This window comes from Streptomyces sp. NPDC026672 (genome assembly GCF_040638185.1).
Taxonomy (GTDB): domain Bacteria; phylum Actinomycetota; class Actinomycetes; order Streptomycetales; family Streptomycetaceae; genus Streptomyces.
On sequence record NZ_JBEZXS010000026.1, the window covers coordinates 51,072 to 67,965 of the forward strand.

The 16,894-nt window shown below is 70.2% G+C and carries 12 protein-coding genes and 2 pseudogenes; 3 read left to right on the forward strand and 11 right to left on the reverse strand.

Annotated elements, in window-relative coordinates:
* Positions 1-52 precede the first annotated feature (52 nt).
* The 5 genes and pseudogenes from AB0F77_RS27380 to AB0F77_RS27400 form a co-directional block, all read right to left on the reverse strand.
* On the reverse strand, positions 53-2,860 hold the full coding sequence (locus tag AB0F77_RS27380) for a hypothetical protein (protein WP_361954086.1): 2,808 nt from the start codon (positions 2,858-2,860) through the stop codon (positions 53-55).
* Positions 2,857-3,978, reverse strand: coding sequence for an AAA family ATPase (locus tag AB0F77_RS27385; protein ID WP_361954089.1), 1,122 nt, complete (start codon positions 3,976-3,978; stop codon positions 2,857-2,859). The genes AB0F77_RS27380 and AB0F77_RS27385 overlap by 4 nt, the downstream gene beginning before the upstream one ends.
* Before the next feature lie 76 nt (positions 3,979-4,054).
* Positions 4,055-5,635, reverse strand: a complete 1,581-nt coding sequence (locus AB0F77_RS27390) for a VWA domain-containing protein (protein WP_361954092.1) — start codon at positions 5,633-5,635, stop codon at positions 4,055-4,057.
* On the reverse strand, positions 5,632-7,032 hold the full coding sequence (locus AB0F77_RS27395) for a hypothetical protein (protein WP_361954251.1): 1,401 nt from the start codon (positions 7,030-7,032) through the stop codon (positions 5,632-5,634). The genes AB0F77_RS27390 and AB0F77_RS27395 overlap by 4 nt, the downstream gene beginning before the upstream one ends.
* 30 nt (positions 7,033-7,062) lie before the next feature.
* Positions 7,063-7,587 (reverse strand): annotated as a pseudogene (locus AB0F77_RS27400) (hypothetical protein); the annotation flags it as partial.
* Between the two features lie 194 nt (positions 7,588-7,781).
* Between AB0F77_RS27400 and AB0F77_RS27405 the strand changes: the two are divergent.
* A pseudogene (locus AB0F77_RS27405) lies at positions 7,782-8,108 on the forward strand (phosphotransferase); the annotation flags it as partial.
* A gap of 610 nt (positions 8,109-8,718) precedes the next feature.
* On the opposite strand, the gene AB0F77_RS27410 reads toward AB0F77_RS27405, so the two are convergent.
* The 4 genes from AB0F77_RS27410 to AB0F77_RS27425 form a co-directional block, all read right to left on the reverse strand.
* Entirely contained in the window at positions 8,719-10,107 is a 1,389-nt protein-coding gene (locus AB0F77_RS27410; RefSeq protein ID WP_361954253.1) for a cytochrome P450, read from the reverse strand.
* 450 nt (positions 10,108-10,557) lie between these two features.
* A complete protein-coding gene (locus tag AB0F77_RS27415) occupies positions 10,558-11,250 on the reverse strand; it encodes a 3-oxoacid CoA-transferase subunit B (RefSeq protein ID WP_361954095.1) in 693 nt (230 codons plus the stop codon).
* A gap of 26 nt (positions 11,251-11,276) precedes the next feature.
* A complete protein-coding gene (locus AB0F77_RS27420; protein WP_361954098.1) occupies positions 11,277-11,948 on the reverse strand; it encodes a 3-oxoacid CoA-transferase subunit A in 672 nt (223 codons plus the stop codon).
* Positions 11,945-13,135, reverse strand: coding sequence for a thiolase family protein (locus tag AB0F77_RS27425; RefSeq protein WP_361954255.1), 1,191 nt, complete (start codon positions 13,133-13,135; stop codon positions 11,945-11,947). The genes AB0F77_RS27420 and AB0F77_RS27425 overlap by 4 nt, the downstream gene beginning before the upstream one ends.
* Before the next feature lie 84 nt (positions 13,136-13,219).
* Between AB0F77_RS27425 and AB0F77_RS27430 the strand changes: the two genes are divergently transcribed.
* Positions 13,220-14,107: a LysR family transcriptional regulator gene (locus tag AB0F77_RS27430; RefSeq protein WP_361954101.1), complete on the forward strand. Its 888-nt coding sequence runs from the start codon at positions 13,220-13,222 to the stop codon at positions 14,105-14,107.
* Between the two features lie 302 nt (positions 14,108-14,409).
* On the opposite strand, the gene AB0F77_RS27435 is transcribed toward AB0F77_RS27430, so the two are convergent.
* Both AB0F77_RS27435 and AB0F77_RS27440 read right to left on the reverse strand, forming a co-directional pair.
* The gene (locus AB0F77_RS27435; protein ID WP_361954104.1) at positions 14,410-15,363 is read right to left on the reverse strand and encodes a pyridoxamine 5'-phosphate oxidase family protein; all 954 of its coding nucleotides are present in this window, start codon (positions 15,361-15,363) and stop codon (positions 14,410-14,412) included.
* A 76-nt stretch (positions 15,364-15,439) separates the two neighbouring features.
* Complete coding sequence (locus AB0F77_RS27440) at positions 15,440-15,895, reverse strand: VOC family protein (RefSeq protein ID WP_361954107.1); 456 nt, start codon at positions 15,893-15,895, stop codon at positions 15,440-15,442.
* Positions 15,896-16,058: 163 nt separating this feature from the next.
* Here AB0F77_RS27440 and AB0F77_RS27445 point away from each other — a divergent pair, with 163 nt between their 5' ends.
* On the forward strand, positions 16,059-16,631 hold the full coding sequence (locus AB0F77_RS27445) for a CGNR zinc finger domain-containing protein (protein WP_361954110.1): 573 nt from the start codon (positions 16,059-16,061) through the stop codon (positions 16,629-16,631).
* Positions 16,632-16,894 lie beyond the last annotated feature (263 nt).

Sequence of the window (16,894 nt, forward strand, 5' to 3'; positions counted from 1 at the left end):
CGCCCGCGACCGTCGAGCGGGTCACCTCGGCGGCCGATGGCGGCGCTGCCGGTCAGCCCACGTCCAGCAGCTCCTGGAGCGCCCGTGCGGTGTGCGGGTGCCGGGTGAGGAGCGCCGCTCCCGACTCGGTGGGCGCCGCGCTGTCCCAAGTGCCGTCGTAGCCCAGCAGGTCGGCCAGCGTGTCGCAGGTCGCGGGGTGGGCGGCCAGCAGCGCCGCGCCGCCGACCGGTTCCGCCGCCGACTTCGGGACCGGGCCCGAAGTCCGCTGCGGGAGTTGCCACGGAGGCACCCAGCTGTCCAGTTCAGCGAGCCGGGCGGGGAAGACCCGGCCGGCCTCACGGATGAGGAGGGGCGCCAGCTCGGTACCGCTCGCGCGCAGCGTGGTGATCAGGGTCGGCAGCCATGGCAGCAGGACCGGGTCGGGCAGCCGGGCGAAGGCGTTCGACACCGCCTCGACGACGAAGTCGGCGAGGCCCGGCACCGGTTCCAGGGCGTGCACGAACCCGCTGAGGTAGCGCGGGTAGGCGGGCACCACCAGCGGGTTGCCGAGCAGTTCGTCGCAGCGCTCGCGCAGCGCGGCCCGGGACAGGGTGCCCAGGTGCGTCCCGGCCGCCCACAGCAGGGCGGTCCGGGCGGGCTCGACCGGGTGGGACTGGGCCAGGGCCAGTTCCAGCTGGGTGCGGTCGCAGCCGAGCGAGAGGGCGAGTCCCTCCATGGTGAACAGGAAGCCCAGCATGGCCGCGACCTGCCGGACGGTCGCGTCGTCGTCGGTGAACGCCGTCGGCAGCAGCGTGCAGTAATGGGCGTAACCCGCCTTGACGAACGACTCGATCCACGATGGCAGCACGGGCTCGGTGGTGCGGTAGTGGGTGAGCAGTCGGCGGATGCGGCGCAGGACCTCCGGCGCTCCGTCGACGCTGCGTTCGCGCGCCAGGACCTCAAGGGCGTGGGTGCCCAGTTCGTCGGCGAGGCGCCCGCTGTGCAGGTAGAGGATCGCGTCCTCGACGGCTTCGAGGACGGTGGCCGCGGTGGCCTGCGGCGCGTACGCGGTGCGCCGGAGCCGTTGCTCCAGCACCTGCTCGATGCTGACGCCCTCGTAGCCGAGTTCGATCAGGGTGCGCTGGTGGGTGCCCAGGGCCAGGTCCCAGGACTCCTGGATGGGGCGTTCGCCGAGCCGCCGGTCGCCCATGACGGGCCGGGCGGCACCGTGGGGCATCAGCCGGCGCAGCATCCACAGGACGTCGGAGCAGCGCTCCAGCTCGGGCCGGGATGCCATGTCGAGCAGGGCCCGCTGCACCCCGCGCTGCTGGAGCCGCAGGCCGAGGGGTTCGAGCCGGTCGTGGACGTCGCGGGCCAGCGGCGGCAGCGCGTCGTAGCCGACCTGGCCGACACGGTCGCCGCCCATCATGATCTCGACCAGCCTGCGGACGTCCCGACGACCCGGGACACGGTCCTTCTCGATGCAGGTGACGGCCGCGTCCTGGAAGTCGTACGGCGTCGGCTTGGCGCGGTCGCGCATGCCGGCCAGCAGGATCGACGTCTCGAACACGGAGATGGCGTCGGCGGTGGACGCGAGATAACCGTTGCGCCGGGCGGCGCGCACGATGTCCACGGACCAGCCGAGCAGTTCCGCCTCGTCGAGCCGGTCGAGGACGGGCGGGCGCTGGAGGAAGCCGGTGAGCCGGTCGGCGGCCGGTGCCTCGGGGGCGGGCAGGGCGCGGACGGGCTGTACGGCCTTCGCGGGCTTTTTCGTGCCCGCCTGCCCGGCGAGCCGGTACGGCTTGACGCGGGTGCGCTTGAGGTTCTTCTGCCACTCGGTCGCGGCGATGGAGACCGAACCGGGCGCCAGGGCGAACTGCGCCTCGATGGCCGCGTGGCTGGACGGGATCAGACCGTGCCGCCAAGTGGTGCCGCTCGGCGGGCTGATGGTGAACGTGTCGCTGCCGTGCACGCCGAACTCCTCGACGCGGCTGGCCGCGTGGAAGGCGCCGCAGACGTAGAGGCAGTCGGCGGGGTCGGTGCCGGTGGCGGCGAGGTGTTCACGCATCCGGGTCCACATGTACCGCTCGCGGTCCTCGTCCACCCTGACCCGCCGCTCGTCGCCCGGGGCGAGGCGGCGCAGGAGGCTGCCGATGAGCAGCATCACCTGGCGGTAGGTGTCGTGGTCGCTGTCGCCGAGGGGCAGTTCGACGTACTGGTGCCACCACTCCGACCAGTGCCGTACCCGGCCGTGGCGCAGCAGGTGCTCCTCCAGTTCGGCGAAGCGCGGGCGCAGGTCGCCGATCTCCACACCGACGGCGTCTCCGTGCAGGGCGCTCTCCGTCTCCGCCGCCGGCGCGTCGGAGTCGGTTTCGCCGGTATCCGGCCCCTGCGCCCGCTGGTCCTCACGCCGGGTCTCCCACTGGAAGACGTGGTCGGAGGAGCGGTCGACGAGGACGAGTTCGACGCCGGGGGTGTCGAGGGCGTAGGCGATGGCCTGGTACTCGGCGGACGCCTCGGTGACCGGGGCGACCACCGACAGCGGGCTCCAGTCGGCGGGGAAGCCCTCGACCTCGCTCGCGAACGCCTGGACCGCCACCGGCAGCCGGCAGTTGCGCAGCTCGGTGAGGAGCGGGGCCATGTCCTCGCACAGCTCCAGGTACACCACCTTGGGCTGCTTCTCGCGCAGCCGGCGGGCCATGGCGATCGCGGAGGCCGGTGAGTGGTGGCACACCGGGAAGATCTCCAGCGGCTCACCCACGGCGCGCTCCACGTCGTCGACGATGCCCCGCAGGATGCCTTCCAGGGCGTCCGGTCCGTCGGCGAACGCCGTTGCCGCCTCGTGCAGTTGGCCGCGCAGGGCCTCGAAGCCGCCGCTCACGACAGGGTCGCGATCGCGTCGCGGCCGCCCTCGAGGAACTCCGGCCAGGAGCCGCCCTCGTCCTTGCTGCGCGGTTCGACGACACCGTGCAGGTACTTGTTGAGGATCGCCAGGTCCTCCGGTTCGCGACGGGTCAGCGAGCCGACGAGGGAGGAGGCGAGGGTGCGGGCGGTCAGGGTGCGAACGCCGAAGAAGTTGCTGTGCAGGATGGCGTCCTCCAGGACGCCGATCTGCTCGGCTGTGGACAGTGCGGACTCCAGCTTCTCGTCGTCGCTGCCGGCCGCGGCGGAGGAGGCGCGCAGGTCGGCGAAGCTCTGGAGCAGCACGTCCAGCAGGGTCGGCGGGACGTCGAGCTCGATCTGGTGGCGGCGCAGCAGTTCCTCGGTGCGGAAGCGGACGATCTCCGCCTCGCTCTTCTTGTTCGTGATGACCGGGATGCGGACGAAGTTGAAGCGGCGCTTGAGCGCGGAGGAGAGGTCGTTGACGCCCCGGTCGCGGCTGTTGGCGGTGGCGATGACGGAGAAGCCGGGCTTGGCGAAGACGATGTTGTCGCCGCCCGCGCCGTCGAGTTCGGGGACGGAGATGTACTTCTCGGAGAGGATCGAGATGAGCGCGTCCTGGACGTCGCTGGTCGAGCGGGTCAGCTCCTCGAAGCGGCCGATCGTCCCGGTCTCCATCGCGGTCATGATCGGCGAGGGGATCATCGACTCCCTGGACTGGCCCTTGGCGATCACCATGGACACGTTCCACGAGTACTTGATGTGGTCCTCGGTGGTGCCTGCCGTGCCCTGCACGACCTGGGTGGACGTACGGCAGATCGCGGCGGCGAGCAGCTCCGCGAGCCAGCTCTTGCCGGTACCGGGGTCGCCGATCAGCAGCAGACCGCGGTCGGAGGCGAGGGTGACGATGGACCGCTCGACGAAGCTGCGGTCGCCGAACCACTTCTGGGCGACCTCACGGTCCAGTCCGTCGGCGCGCTCGGAGCCCAGGATGAACAGACGGATCATCTTCGGCGACAGCCGCCAGGAGAACGGCTTGGGGTTGTCGTCGATCGATTCGAGCCAGTCCAGCTCCTCGGCGTACTTGATCTCGGCGGGAGCGCGCAACAGGTCGGACATGTCAGGGCCTTTCTCGGAAGATGCCGGGGGCGTATCGGCGGGAGCCGGGGATGTGTCAGCAGAAGCGGGGGGCGTATCAGCCGAGGAACGTCTTGAGTTCCTGGACGAGTTTGCGGATGTGGCCGGAGAGGACCGGGGTGCCCTGGTCCTTGAAGCGCTCCCGGAACCACGGGTTGACGCTGCCGCGCCCGGAGCTGGTCACCGAGCCGACGGGGATGAACTTCACCCCGGACCGGTGGAGGGCCGCCATGCTGTCGAACAGGGGCTGGCTGCGCCACTCGTAGAAGTCGGATATCCACACCACGACGGTGTTGCGCGGCTCGGCGACCTTCGGTTGGGCCAGGGTCATGGCGACCGTGCCGTCGGTGCCGCCGCCGAGGTTGGTGCGCAGCAGCGTCTCGAAGGGGTCGTGCACCCAGGGGGTGAGGTCGAGCGCCTGGGTGTCGTACGCGATCAGGTGGACGTCGACCTTCGGCAGCCCGGCGAAGATCGACGCCAGGATGGTGCAGTTGACCATGGAGTCGACCATCGAGCCCGACTGGTCCACCACGACGATGAGCCGCTGCGGGGTCGTCTTGCGGGCGGTGTGCCGGTAGTAGAGGCGGTCGACGTAGAGGCGTTCCTCTTCGGGGCTGTAGTTGGTGAGGTTCTTCCAGATGGTGCGGTCGAGGTCGAGGTTGCGGAAGACCCGCTTGGGCGGGACGGAACGGTCGACCTCGCCGACCGTGGCCTTCTCCACCTGGGTGCGCAGCACCTCGGCGACCTCGTCGACGAAACGGCGGATCAGGGCCTTGGCGTTGGCGAGTGCCACGCCGGAGAGGTTGTTCTTGTCGCGCAGGAGCTGCTCGACGAGCGACATGCTCGGGGTGAGCCGGGCCGCGAGCTGCGGATCGGCGAGCACCTCGCGCAGCTGCATGCGCTTGACGAGGTCGGCCTCCAGGGCGCCCAGTTCGGGGCCGATCGCCGGGATCAGCCTGCTGAGGTCCGGTGTCCGGCCGTTGCCACCCGTGCCGGTCGGGCTGACGCCGCGGGGGCCGCCCGGCGCCCGGCCGCCGCGCAGGTCGCCCGGGGCGCAGCCGAGGGCGCGCTCCAGCCACCCGGCGTCGGACTGCCAGCGGGACAACTGCTCGGCACCGACGGGTCCGCTGCCGGTGGCGAAGACGTTGAGCAGCACCTTGGAGACGAGCGCGGCACGCCGCACCTCGGCGGCTCCGGCACGAGCGGGCTCAGGAGCGTCCGGCTGTTCGGCGGGATCGGCGCTCGGGGTGCCTTCCGCGGCCGAGGGCTCTGTCTCGGTGACCATCAGCCTGCCTTCCGCGGCCGGGGCCTCCGCCTCGGTGACCATCAGCCTGCCTTCCGTGGCCGAGGGTTCCGTCTCGGTGGCCAACAGCCCGCCTTCCGTGGCCGAGGTTTCCGTCCCGGTGACCATCAGCCCGTCGAACTCCGCCGCCAGCTCCGGATGGCGCTGCACGATCGAGTCGACCGAGGCCTGCGGGTCCAGCAGCGCGGCCGGCAGACCCATGTCCTCGACGACGGCGAGGCTGGCCAGTTCCAGCGAGGGCTGCTCCTCGGGGTCGAAGAGACGCGCGAGGAGCCGCCAGTACAGCACCTGTCGGCGGTTGTCGTCGGGCAGGGCTTCCACGAGGTGTTCGCTCATTTCCGCAGCAGCCTTCCCGCCCGCTCCCGCAGGACGGTGACGGCGTCGGTGGCCGCCTTCTCCGCCTTGACGCCGGCCTTGTCGGTGGTACCTCCGGCCCACGCGCCCGCGTGGAGGACGACGGGCTTCTTGCGCACCGTCGTCTCGACGGCGAGCGGCTGCACCCGGAACACCCCGTCGTCCCAACGGAGCAGGGCGACACAGGCGCCGGAGGCGGCGACCGCCTCGGGCGTGAGCGGGCCGGCGACCGGGATGCGGTCGGTGTCGACCGGGAGCGGCTGTCCGGCGATCGTGAAGGTGAGGGTGTCGCCGTCCTGGTGGGTGCCGTAGCCCTCCAGGAACACCGGCTCGGCGATGCGCACGGGGTGGCGGTTCAGTGGGGCGACGGGCGGTGTGGTGGCCGTGGGCAGGGCGACACGGGCGGTGGCGAGGGCGTCGGCGGGGTCGCCGGGACGGGCGAGCTCGTCGTCCCAGAGCAGGTCGCCCTCGTCGGTGAGGGGCATCGCGTCGAGGTGCATGGACCGGCCCTCGCCGAGCGCCGCGAGGAGCGAGAGGTGCGGACGCAGCAACTGCCAGACACCGGCCGCGACGACGGTGTCGGGCTTCGGCACGCAGACGCTCGCGCGGACCAGCCGGGGCGCACTGCCGTCGGCGGGCTCGAACACGCCGTGCACCTGGGCCTGTGCGGCCGTCGCGTGTTCGTGCAGGTCGACGCCGAGCGGCAGCAGCCGGCCGGAGACCGGGGCGAGCGCGGCGGGTTCGGCGGCGCCGGGGCAGGTCAGCAGCAGGGCGCGGGACCACAGGTCGCCCCAGCGGCGGGCCGGGATCCGGGCGAGGGCCGCACCCGGGCAGGAAGCGGCGAGTTCGGCGGCGAACCCGTCGAGCAGCGTGGCCAGGCGGCGCAGTTCGGGCCGGGGGAGAAGCGCCGAGACGATCGGGGCCGCTCCGCCGACCAGTTCGTGGTCGATGCCCTGCCAGCCGGCACGCGCCAGGTCGGCGAGCCAGGTCCGGGCCGCCGCCAGCAGATTGACGGTCTGCCGGTCGCCGGCGGCCGCGGACTCCGGCTCGCCGCGGGTACGGCCGGTGGACTCGTCGATCCGGGAGGCGAGCGCGTCGTGGGCGGCGCCCAGGAGGGCGGTGCGGGCGGCGGCGAGGGCGACGAAGTGCTCCTCCCCGGCGGCACCGGCCGCGGCCTTCTCGACCGCCTCGGCAACCCCGGCGGCCAGTGGGCTGCCGCCTGTGGCGCGCGCCAGTTCCAGCAGGTCCGCGGCGCGGTCGGGACGAGGACGCAGCAGACCCGACACAAGGGCCCGGTCGAAGGCGTCGACCGCCGCCAGGGCCTCGTCCAGGCCGTCCACGGGTGCGGTCAGCAGCCCCGCGCGCTCTCCCGCGCCCACGGTGCCCTCGGCCGGGGACGCCGCTGACTCCACCGCCCGGGTCGGCGGGAACCACTGCATCTCCGGCAACGGTGTGGTGACCGGGGCGAGTTCGAGGTAGGCGAGGTGGCGCAGGAACCTGGTGAAGACGGGTGCGGCGAGTGTCTTGCCGTCGGCCTGTGGCGGGCGGGTGCCGGTCATGGCCGCGGTGAGGGTCGCGGCGTCCGTGCCGCCGTCGACAGGCTCGGCGCGCAGATACCGGGCGACGCGGTCGGCGCCGTACTGGAGCACCGCCTCGGTGATCAGGGCGCGGATGTGGTTGCAGAACGAGCCGCGGGCGCCGCCGCAGGGACGGTTGTTGTTGGTGCTGCACGCGAAGGCGTACGTGCCGGACGCGACCGACGAGACGTACACACGCTCGATGTCCGAGCCGCTGGAGACCACACCCTGGAGGCGTCCGTCGGCCAGTTCGACGAAGGGGACCTTGGCGAGCTTGCGTGGCCGCGCCGGTGGCACCACCCGGGCCGTGCTCGTTTTCTCCCAGTCCGACAACGCACCGTCTCCTTCGCCGCGCATGGCTGCGCACGCCGAATCGGCGCAGCACGGGGGATGTGTCGCGGCCGATCACCGCGACACAGACGAACGTACCGGTGACCACTGACAACGACGCTCGTGGGACGGGCGGCGCGGGGCAGCGGTGCCGCCGGAAACGCGGTTGACGCCTGCCGGTGCCGGCGGTCGGATGACGTGTCATGAGTGGTCCAGGGCAGATGCATCCCGGCATGTACCCGTGCAGGTCGGGCTTGTGCGGCGGCTGATATCCGGGCAGTTCCCGCGGTGGGCGGGGCCGGCGGTAGAGCGGGTTCGGTCCGGTGGGACGGTCAACGCCATGTACCGGCTGGGCGACGACATGGCCGTACGGCTGCCGCTCGTGCGGGACGGGGCCAACGACGTGTTGACGGAGCGGACATGGCTGCCCCGGCTCGCGCCTCACCTGCCTGTGACCGTTGGGGGACGGGGAACCCGCGGAGGGGTATCCGTGGCCGTGGTCGGTGTACCGGTGGCGAGTGGGGGAGCACCCGGAGGCGGGAGCCCTGACCTTCGCCGACGGCAACACCCGGTCCGCCTTCCTCACCCTCGTCTTCGTCCTCGCCCGTGAGGGCGTCGCGCTCGACGGGGTCAGCCTGCTGCGCCGCGTAACCTTCCAGGTCGACAAGCACAGGACGCGCTGACCCTCACCAGGTACATCAACCTCCACCTCACGGAGACCCGACGCCATGCCGCCTCCATCGACCCGTAGACGTACCTGGATCGCTGCGGTGGATACGAGAACGCCAGTGAGCCGCGGAGCTGAAGCCGAGCAGGGCCTATGCGACCGCCGGCCAGATGAGTTCAGGGTTCGTCAGCCGAGGGTGGATTCTCGGGCCTCCGGGTGTGAGTGCCTCAATGTGCGGTGCTGACGCTAGACACCCGCTAGGCCACTCACTGTCCTAGAGGCTCGCGACGGATAGAGATCTCGCAGACGGGCCGGCCAGACATAGGACTTGATCGTCCCGCCTTCGGGGAGGCGGAGTTGCTCACCGTATCCACCAGGTCCGCCAGTTCGGCCGGATCGAGACCTTGGCCCACCGACCAAGAATCGCCTCCGTCGGCGCATCCTGATCGACACGCCAGTGGCCGGTCCAATTGGGCGATGTTGAGAGGGAGTTAGGCAGACGCATCCTTTGCGTGGTGGTACGTCATGGTCAGGGTGTCGGGTTTGACGGTGACGACTGCCTGGGGGCGTGGTGGGCGCGAGGTGAGCTGGAGGTGGTTCCAGTTCTGGAGGATGGTGGTGAGGATGATCTGGAGTTCGGTCCAGGCGAAGTTTTCACCGATGCATTTGCGGCGTCCGTCGCCGAAGGCGTAGAAGGCTTCGCGTGTGGAGGGCGGATGTTGGGGGTTCCAGCGGTCCGGGTCGAAGGTGTCCGGGTCGGGGTAGTGGCGGGGGTCGTGCTGGTGGAGGTAGGGACTCCAGATGACGTCGGCGCCCTCGGGGATGTGGTGGCCGTCGAGGGTGTAGTCGCGGGCGGCGGTTCGGGTGACCATCCAGGCCGGTCCGTATTTGCGGATGGCTTCTTGGAGGACCTGGCGTGTGTAGGGCATGCGGTCGAGGTCGTCGTGGTGCAGGCCGCGATCGGGGCGGACAGCCGCGATTTCGGTGCGTAGCCGTTGTTCGATGTCGGGGTGCCGGCTGATTTCGTAGAGGGTCCAGGCCAGGGTGGTGCCGGTGGTCTCTATCGCGCCGGTCAGGAGTGTGATGGCCTCGTCCTGAAGCTGCTGGCGGCTGAGCGGTGTCTCGGCGGTGAGCAGGGTGGTGAACAGGCCGTCGGGAGCGGCCGCTGATGTGTGGGGGCACGCGGCTGCTGTGGGGGGAGTGGCGGGTGTGGTGGGGGCCGAGCGGTGGTCGATGGCCTGGTCGATGAGGGAGCGCAGTCGGGCGACGCGATCGGCGTGTGCGCGGTTGGCCGGCAGGGGCAGGCGGGTGAGCCAGGCGGGCAGGACGGTCTGGCGAATCGTTCCTTTCATGATGGCGGGCATGAGGGCGGTGAAGTCGTGCTGGAGGTGGGCGGGGAGGTCGGTTCCGAAGAGGGCGACGAGGAACGCGGCGAGCGTGATGTCGTTCATGTCGGCGTAGACGTCGCGGGGTTGGCCTTCCGGCCATGCGCGGACCAGCGCCTGGACCTGGTCGATCATGGCGGAGCCACGGGTGGCGATGTGGGCCTTGTTGAACATGGGCTGCATGAGGCGGCGGTGGCGCAGGTGGGTGTCGCCGTCGGCGACGGTGGCGAGTCCGTCGCCGAAGAACACACGGAGTGCGTCGATGATCGTGCCGCCCTTGGTGAAGTTCGCGGCGTCGGTGACGAGGACGCGGCGGGTGAGGGCGGGTTCGGTGATGACGTAGGCGGGGGTGGTGCCGATGCGGATGCGGACGACGCTGCCGTGCCGGCGCAGGGAGGTGATGAAGGGCAGGGGGGAGCGGGCGAGGCGGTGGGCGTGGCCGATCAGGGGCAGGCCGCCGGGGGCTGAGGGGGCAGGCGCGGCTGTGGGAGGCATCGCGTTCACGGGGCTTCGCACTCCTCATGTGGGGGATGACGGTGCGGGCCCATGTATGCCCACGTTTCCCCACGGGGATTCCCGTTCACGGAGGACGGCGCCGCGGCTCAGCCGCCTCCGGAACAAGGGGTGTTGGCCGGAAACGGGGTGTTGGCACGTGAGGAACTGAGCGTCGTCAGCACCCCTTGCCGGCCCGGATGAGGCAGCAGACGTCTTCGCGCCGGGGCGACGAGCCATCTCCTACACCACGTGCCGATCGCTTCGTGGAGTACGGCCACTCGCTCGAAGTGATCACCACGCCGTACGGCCCGGAGAACGAGCCGTTGCGCCTGGCGTAGGAGCGGGAAGTGCGGCAGGTGCGGAAGGGGAAGGGGCGGGCAGCGTAGAAGGTGCGGGAAGCGTAGGAGGGGCGAGAAGCCTAGGAGGGGGAAGATGCTTCCCGGGCGGACTTCAGATGGTTTCCGGTCGTGACAGAGGGCCCTCGATGCGCTGGGCGAGGTCGTCGTACGTGATGCCGAAGGTCTCCAGCACGATCGCTCCGCCGGCACCGAGCTGGAAGGTCGCGAAGTCCGTGTAGAGGCGGTCGACACACCCGAGGCCGGTGAGGGGGTAAGTGCACCTCGGGACCAGCTTGGGCGCGCCGTCCTTGGTGAACAGGGTCATCATCACGAACACCCGCTTGGCGCCGATCGCCAGATCCATCGCACCCCCGACGGCCGGGATGGCGTCGGGAGCACCGGTGTGCCAGTTGGCGAGGTCGCCCGCCGTCGACACCTGGTACGCACCCAGCACGCAGTAGTCGAGGTGCCCGCCACGCATCATGGCGAAGGAGTCGGCGTGGTGGAAGTAGGCCGCTCCCGGCAGTTCCTCGACCGGGATCTTCCCGGCGTTGGTGAGGTCCGGGTCGGCCTCCCCCTCCTTGGCCGCCGGTCCCATGTTCAGCATGCCGTTCTCGGTGTGCAGGACCACTCCCGACCCGTCGGGAAGGTGGTCGGCGACGAGGGTCGGTTGGCCGATGCCCAGGTTGACGTAGGAACCGTGCGCGATGTCGCGCGCCACCCGCGCGGCTGTCTCGTCCTTGGTGAGCGGCCCTCGGTCGAGGTTCTCCACCAGCGATACCGGTGATGTCTGAGGGAGCGACACCGGTGATACCTGAGGGGTCGTCGGGTTCATGCTGCGGACACCACCTGTACGACGCGGTCGACGTAGATGCTCGGGGTCACCACGGACTCCGGGTCGAGTTCGCCCACCTCGACGATCTCGCGCACCTGGGCCACGACGGTGGTCGCCGACGTGGCCATGACCGGCCCGAAGTTGCGGGCGGTCTTGCGGTAGACGAGGTTGCCCATCCGATCGGCCCGGTGGGCGCCGATCAGAGCGACGTCGCCCTTGATCGGGTGCTCCAGGACGTACGTGCGGCCCGCTATGTCCCTGGTCTCCTTGCCCTCGGCGAGCAGAGTGCCGACCCCCGTCGGCGAGTAGAACGCTCCGATGCCGGCCCCGGCCGCGCGCAGCCGCTCGGCGAGCGTGCCCTGCGGAACGACCTCGAGCTCGATGCGTCCCTCACGGTAGAGCCGGTCGAAGACCCACGAGTCGGACTGGCGCGGGAACGAGCACACGATCCTGCGCACGCGCCCGGTGGCCAGCAGCGCCGCCAGGCCGGTGTCGCCGTTTCCGGCATTGTTCGACACCACGGTCAGCTCGCCCGCTCCCTGCCGGATGAGCGCGTCGATCAGGTCGACCGGCATGCCTGCCATACCGAATCCACCGACCAGTACGGTCGAGCCGTCCTCGATCCCGGCGACGGCCTCATCGGGATCGACACACACCTGAACGCTCATGCCACACTCTCCAGGACCACGGCCAGCGCCTGCCCGACACCGATGCAGATCGCGGCGACTCCCCACCGCGTCCCCGACTCGCGCAGACGCGCCGCCAACGTGCCCAGGATCCGGCTGCCGGAGGCACCGAGCGGGTGACCGAGCGCGATCGCACCGCCCTTGGTGTTCACGATGGCAGGATCGATCTTCCATGCGTCCACGCAGGCCAGCGCCTGAACGGCGAAGGCTTCGTTGAGCTCGACCGCCGACACGTCCGACCAGGAGATGCCGGCCCGCCCGAGGGCGCGCTCGGCCGCCTCGACGGGCGCGAATCCGAACATGTGCGGGTCGAGCGCCGACACCCCACGACCGGCGATCCTGGCCAGTGGTTCGAGACCGATACGGGACGAGGCCGCCTCGGAGCCGATCAGCACGCTGCCCGCACCGTCGTTGAGCGGTGACGCGTTGCCCGCGGTGATGGAGCCGTCGGAACGGAAGGACGGCTTGAGGCCGGCCAGCTTCTGCGGAGTGGAGCCGGGCCGAATGCCCTCGTCACGGGTGAGGACGGGCGCACCGTCCGCTACGACGGGTATCACCAGGTCGTCGTAGAAACCGGCGTTCCAGGCGCTGTCGGCGAGGGCGTGGGAGCGGGCGGCGAACTCGTCCTGTCGTTCCCTTGGAATGGTGAAACGCTCGGCCAGTTGTTCGTTGGCCTCCCCCAGGGAGACCGTCCACTCCTTGGGCATGCGCTCATTGACCAGCCGCCAACCCAAGGTGGTCGACACAGCGGTCGTGTTGCCTGCGGGAAACGCGCGGGACGGCTTGGGCAGCACCCACGGCGCCCGCGTCATCGACTCCACACCGCCCGTCAGCACGATGTCGGCGTCACCGCTCTCCACGGCGCGAGACCCGATGATCGCCGCGTCGAGCGACGAGCCGCACAGCCGGTTGACCGTCGTGGCAGGGACCGTCGTCGGCAGCCCTGCCAGCAGGACGGCCATCCGGCCGACATTGCGGTTGTCCTCACCCGCGCCGTTGGCATTGCCCCAGACCACGTCGTCGATCGCGGAGGGATCGAGGTCGGGTGCCTTGCCCAGCACACCTGTGATGGCGGCGGCCGCGAGATCGTCGGGCCGGATCTCGGCGAGCGCCCCACCGTACCGGCCGAACGGCGTTCGCACCGCGCTGTAAACGAAGCTGGCAACCATGGGGCCGAATCTAGGTCCCATCCATTGATCTCGTCCAATACCTATTACTTCTTGATTAATCACTGAGACGGATAAGATGGCTCCATGGAGCTCCGACATGCCCGCTACGTCCTCGCACTCGCCGAGGAATGTCACTTCGGCCGCGCGGCGCAGCGCCTGCACGTAGCGCAATCCGCCCTCTCGCAGCAGCTGAAGCAACTGGAGCGGGAACTCGGGACGACGCTCTTCACCCGCACCACGAGGCGGGTCGAACCCACCGAAGCCGGTCGTCACCTGGTCACACACGCGCGGTCGATCCTGGCCGAGGTCGAACGGGCCGAGGAACACATGGCACTGCTGGCCGCCGGTCGCGCCGGACGCGTGTCCATCGGCTTCGTCGGCACGGCCACGTACGACGTCCTGCCGCGGATCGCTCGCACCGTACAGGCGCAGCTCCCGGACGTGGTCCTCGAACTGCGCGGTGAACTGCTCAGCCCCGAGCTGATCGAGGGTCTTCGGGACGGCACCTACGACCTCGCCCTCCTGCGCTCCGGCAACCCGACGGACGCGACCGTCGACTTCACCGCTCTCCGGTCGGAACGACTGGTGGCCGCTCTTCCCACCAGCCATCCGCTGGCAGGCCAGGGCCCGATTCCCCTCGCGGCACTGGCCGACGAGCCCTTTGTCATCCACCCCTCCCGCGGCCGGTCCTCCATGCACGGCCGAGTCCTCGCCGCCTGCGCCCGCGCCGGCTTCGAACCCTCGCCACTGATCGAGGTGGGCGAGACCTCCACCCTGGTCGTCTTCGTCGCGGCCGGCCACGGCGTCGCCCTGGTCCCGGAATCCGTGCAAAGTCTCCGCCTGGACGGCGTCGCCTACACACCGCTCGTCGAGACCGAATCCGTCACCCTGGGACTCGCCCGCCGAGCACACCAGAACTCACAGGTGACAGAACGGGTCGCGACCATCGTCGAGCAGTGCATGAAACAGTGAGGCCTGCGCTCGCAGGGCTTCGGCGGTGCGCAGGTCGGCGAGTGAGGTGCCTACGATCACCACGTTCGAGGGGGCGGGCCCATTCATGGCGTGGCTGGGTGGATCGTGATGGCGGGTACGGGGCGGGGGGCCGCGGCTTTCGTCACCTCGGCGGGAGCGTGTCGGAGGCGGTGGGGCGAGCTGGTGATGAGAAACGGAGCCAGTGCTGGGCCGTCGACCCGCTCTGCCTGGCGGTGGTGTCGGTGAGCGTGCTGCTCAGGGCGGCCAAGCGCTGTCGGCTGCGGACGTCGGCCCCTTGTGTGTCAGGCGACAGGTGGGTTGAAGCGTGAGTAGTCGGGCGGGGTCCAGCGCAGCGGCGAGGCTGCCGGTATCTCCCGAACCGCCTCGATACGGAACTCCACCAGGCGTTGCGCCCCCGGTACGGCGGCGATCTCCTCGGCGTCCCACACCGTGTGGGCGGTACCGCTGAGGTGCAGGAGCGAGCCCGTGTCCCAGTCGGGCACGAGGACGCCTGCGGCCGGGTTGACCAGGAGGTTCCCCAGTGTCAGGAACATCGCGTTGCCCGTGTAGTCCGGCCAGCGCAGCAGGGTGGGGGACAGGACCTGGAGGAATCCGGGGTTGCCGCCGCGGTGGGATGCGTCGGCGTCGCCGTTGTCGGAGGTGGTGGCGATGAAGAAGGTGTCCGCGAGGCTCACGGAGCGCTGTTGTGCGGCGGTCAGCTCAGTGCCATCGGTGACGGTACGCGAACCTGCACCGGTCTCGGTCTCGCGGGAGGTGAGTGTCCCGTACTCCCGCTTCTGCAGGTACTTGGGGCAGTTGGCGACGACCTGGTCGAGTTCGACGCGCAGTCCGTCCCCTTCCCTGAAGGCGCGGCCGTTGACGCGCATCCTGCGCCGGGTGGCGGGTTCGATGGCGATCATGCCGATCCGGGCAGGAGCGCTGGTGGGAGGGTCTGTGGAGTGTCCGCCGGCCGGAAAGAGGACCTCGGCCAGGGGATCCTCCGGGTGGGGGAGGGTGTGCACCGTGAGGGTATGGGGGTCGGGTACGCGGAGGAAACCTGGCGCCCCCGTCAGCTGAGTGGCCCAGACCCGGCCAGCGGAGTCGGTCCCCCCGATGACGATCATCGGCTGTTGGGCGAGGAATTCCGCCGCTACGGCGGGTATGGAGTCGCCGATGCCTCCGAGGGAGGAGCTCGCCCGATGGGCGAGCTGCGCTCGCTCCTGCACGGCGATCTCACCGCTGTGGTACGTGGCCATGGCATTCCTTTCCTTCGAGGTGACCGAGGGGGAGCGGGCGCCGGGGTCCGCCTGGCGGGCCCTTGTGGTCGGGGTCCTAGAAGAAGCCGCAGGTGGGTGCTCCGGCGGTGGGGGCGTCGGCGGGGTCGGCACCGGTGGGCGCGTAGATCTCGAGGCGGATGCCGTCAGGGTCGGTGAAGAAGATCCCGCCGGAGGTCCCGCTCTCGCCGTGCGGGACCACGCCCTGGTAGGCGAACTCGGCCCCCATGGCCTTCAGGACGGCTTCGGTGGCCTTGACCTCTTCCATGGAGTCGACCTGGAAGGACAGGTGGTGCAAGCCCGCCTTGTCCGTCGGGAACGCGCCGTCGCTCTGCTGCCAGAGCGTGACGAGGAGCCTGGAGTCGCGACCGAGGAAGGCCCAGCGGCGGCCGTCGTCCTTGCCCTCTGCCATCACCTCGAAATCGAACACCTTCTGGTAGAAGGCGAGCGAGCGGTCCAGGTCGGTGACGTTCAGGCCGATGTGGCCGGTCTGCAGGTTGTTCGCCGTGCTCATCGTGGAATCGCCATGCCTTCGGGTCGGTGAAGGGCCGCGAGAAGCCCTCGCAACCGTTGAAAGTGACGTTAGGGGTTAGGTTCCGAGATCGTCAACTCGTGTTCGCGCCTTTACCGGTTAGGCTGGTAGGGGAATTCGTAGTCCTGACGAGAAAGGCACGCCCTTGTCCCCCTCCCCGCACGCCGACCCCCGGCCACTGACGGGCGAGCCCCTCTCCATCGACCTGCTGAACACCCGATGGGTCGACGCAGGAGTTCGGCACGACCTGCTGGACAGCACCGAGGGCTTGGCCGTGTGGCTGGAGAGCGAGTCGGTACGCCCGCTCCTGAGAGACGTGCGGGTCGTGGCCGACCGCCGGACTCTGGACGCCCTCCTGAAGACCCGCGCGGCCCTCGCTCAAATCGTCACATCCTTGGACCGGCCCGCGCCCGAGGCGATAGAGGGCCTCAACGAGGTGCTGGAACACGGGAGGATCCGGCGGCTGCTGCGCCCCGACGGAGGACCGGAAACCACGCCCGAGGCGGACGTGGCCTGGCTGCCGGCCTGGCTGGCGGCGGAGAACTGGCTGACGCTCGTCGCCGACCGGCCCGAACGAATCCGCCCCTGCGCCAACCACGAGTGCGTCCTGCACTTCTACGACATCTCGAAGAACGGCACACGTCGCTGGTGCTCGATGACCGCCTGCGGCAACCGCGCCAAGGCGCAACGGCACTACGACCGACACCGCCGAAACTGAGCTCTCCGCTCCGCTGCGTTTTCCACCGCCGGTTGATGGTGACGGCCAACCTCAGGGGGGAGACAAGCCCTCGCTACCTGATCGGCCACCTCGACGAGCTTCACTACAACACCGCGCTCAACAACGGGTGGCCGATCGCTACCGGCGCGATCCCTACCGGCGTTTCCACGGCGCACGCGAGCACGAACGCCGCCACCCCACCCCGGACCGGCGGCGGTTGGAACTCGTCGCTTGATCACGGGACTACGCATCAACGCTGGTGG

Coding starts and splice junctions, on each gene's coding strand:
- AB0F77_RS27385 (WP_361954089.1), bottom strand. CDS start 3,978: ATGTCCGACCTGTTGCGCGCTCCCGCCGAGATCAAGTACGCCGAGGAG.
- AB0F77_RS27390 (WP_361954092.1), bottom strand. CDS start 5,635: ATGAGCGAACACCTCGTGGAAGCCCTGCCCGACGACAACCGCCGACAG.
- AB0F77_RS27410 (WP_361954253.1), bottom strand. CDS start 10,107: ATGCCTCCCACAGCCGCGCCTGCCCCCTCAGCCCCCGGCGGCCTGCCC.
- AB0F77_RS27420 (WP_361954098.1), bottom strand. CDS start 11,948: ATGAGCGTTCAGGTGTGTGTCGATCCCGATGAGGCCGTCGCCGGGATC.
- AB0F77_RS27425 (WP_361954255.1), bottom strand. CDS start 13,135: ATGGTTGCCAGCTTCGTTTACAGCGCGGTGCGAACGCCGTTCGGCCGG.
- AB0F77_RS27430 (WP_361954101.1), top strand. CDS start 13,220: ATGGAGCTCCGACATGCCCGCTACGTCCTCGCACTCGCCGAGGAATGT.
- AB0F77_RS27435 (WP_361954104.1), bottom strand. CDS start 15,363: ATGGCCACGTACCACAGCGGTGAGATCGCCGTGCAGGAGCGAGCGCAG.
- AB0F77_RS27440 (WP_361954107.1), bottom strand. CDS start 15,895: ATGAGCACGGCGAACAACCTGCAGACCGGCCACATCGGCCTGAACGTC.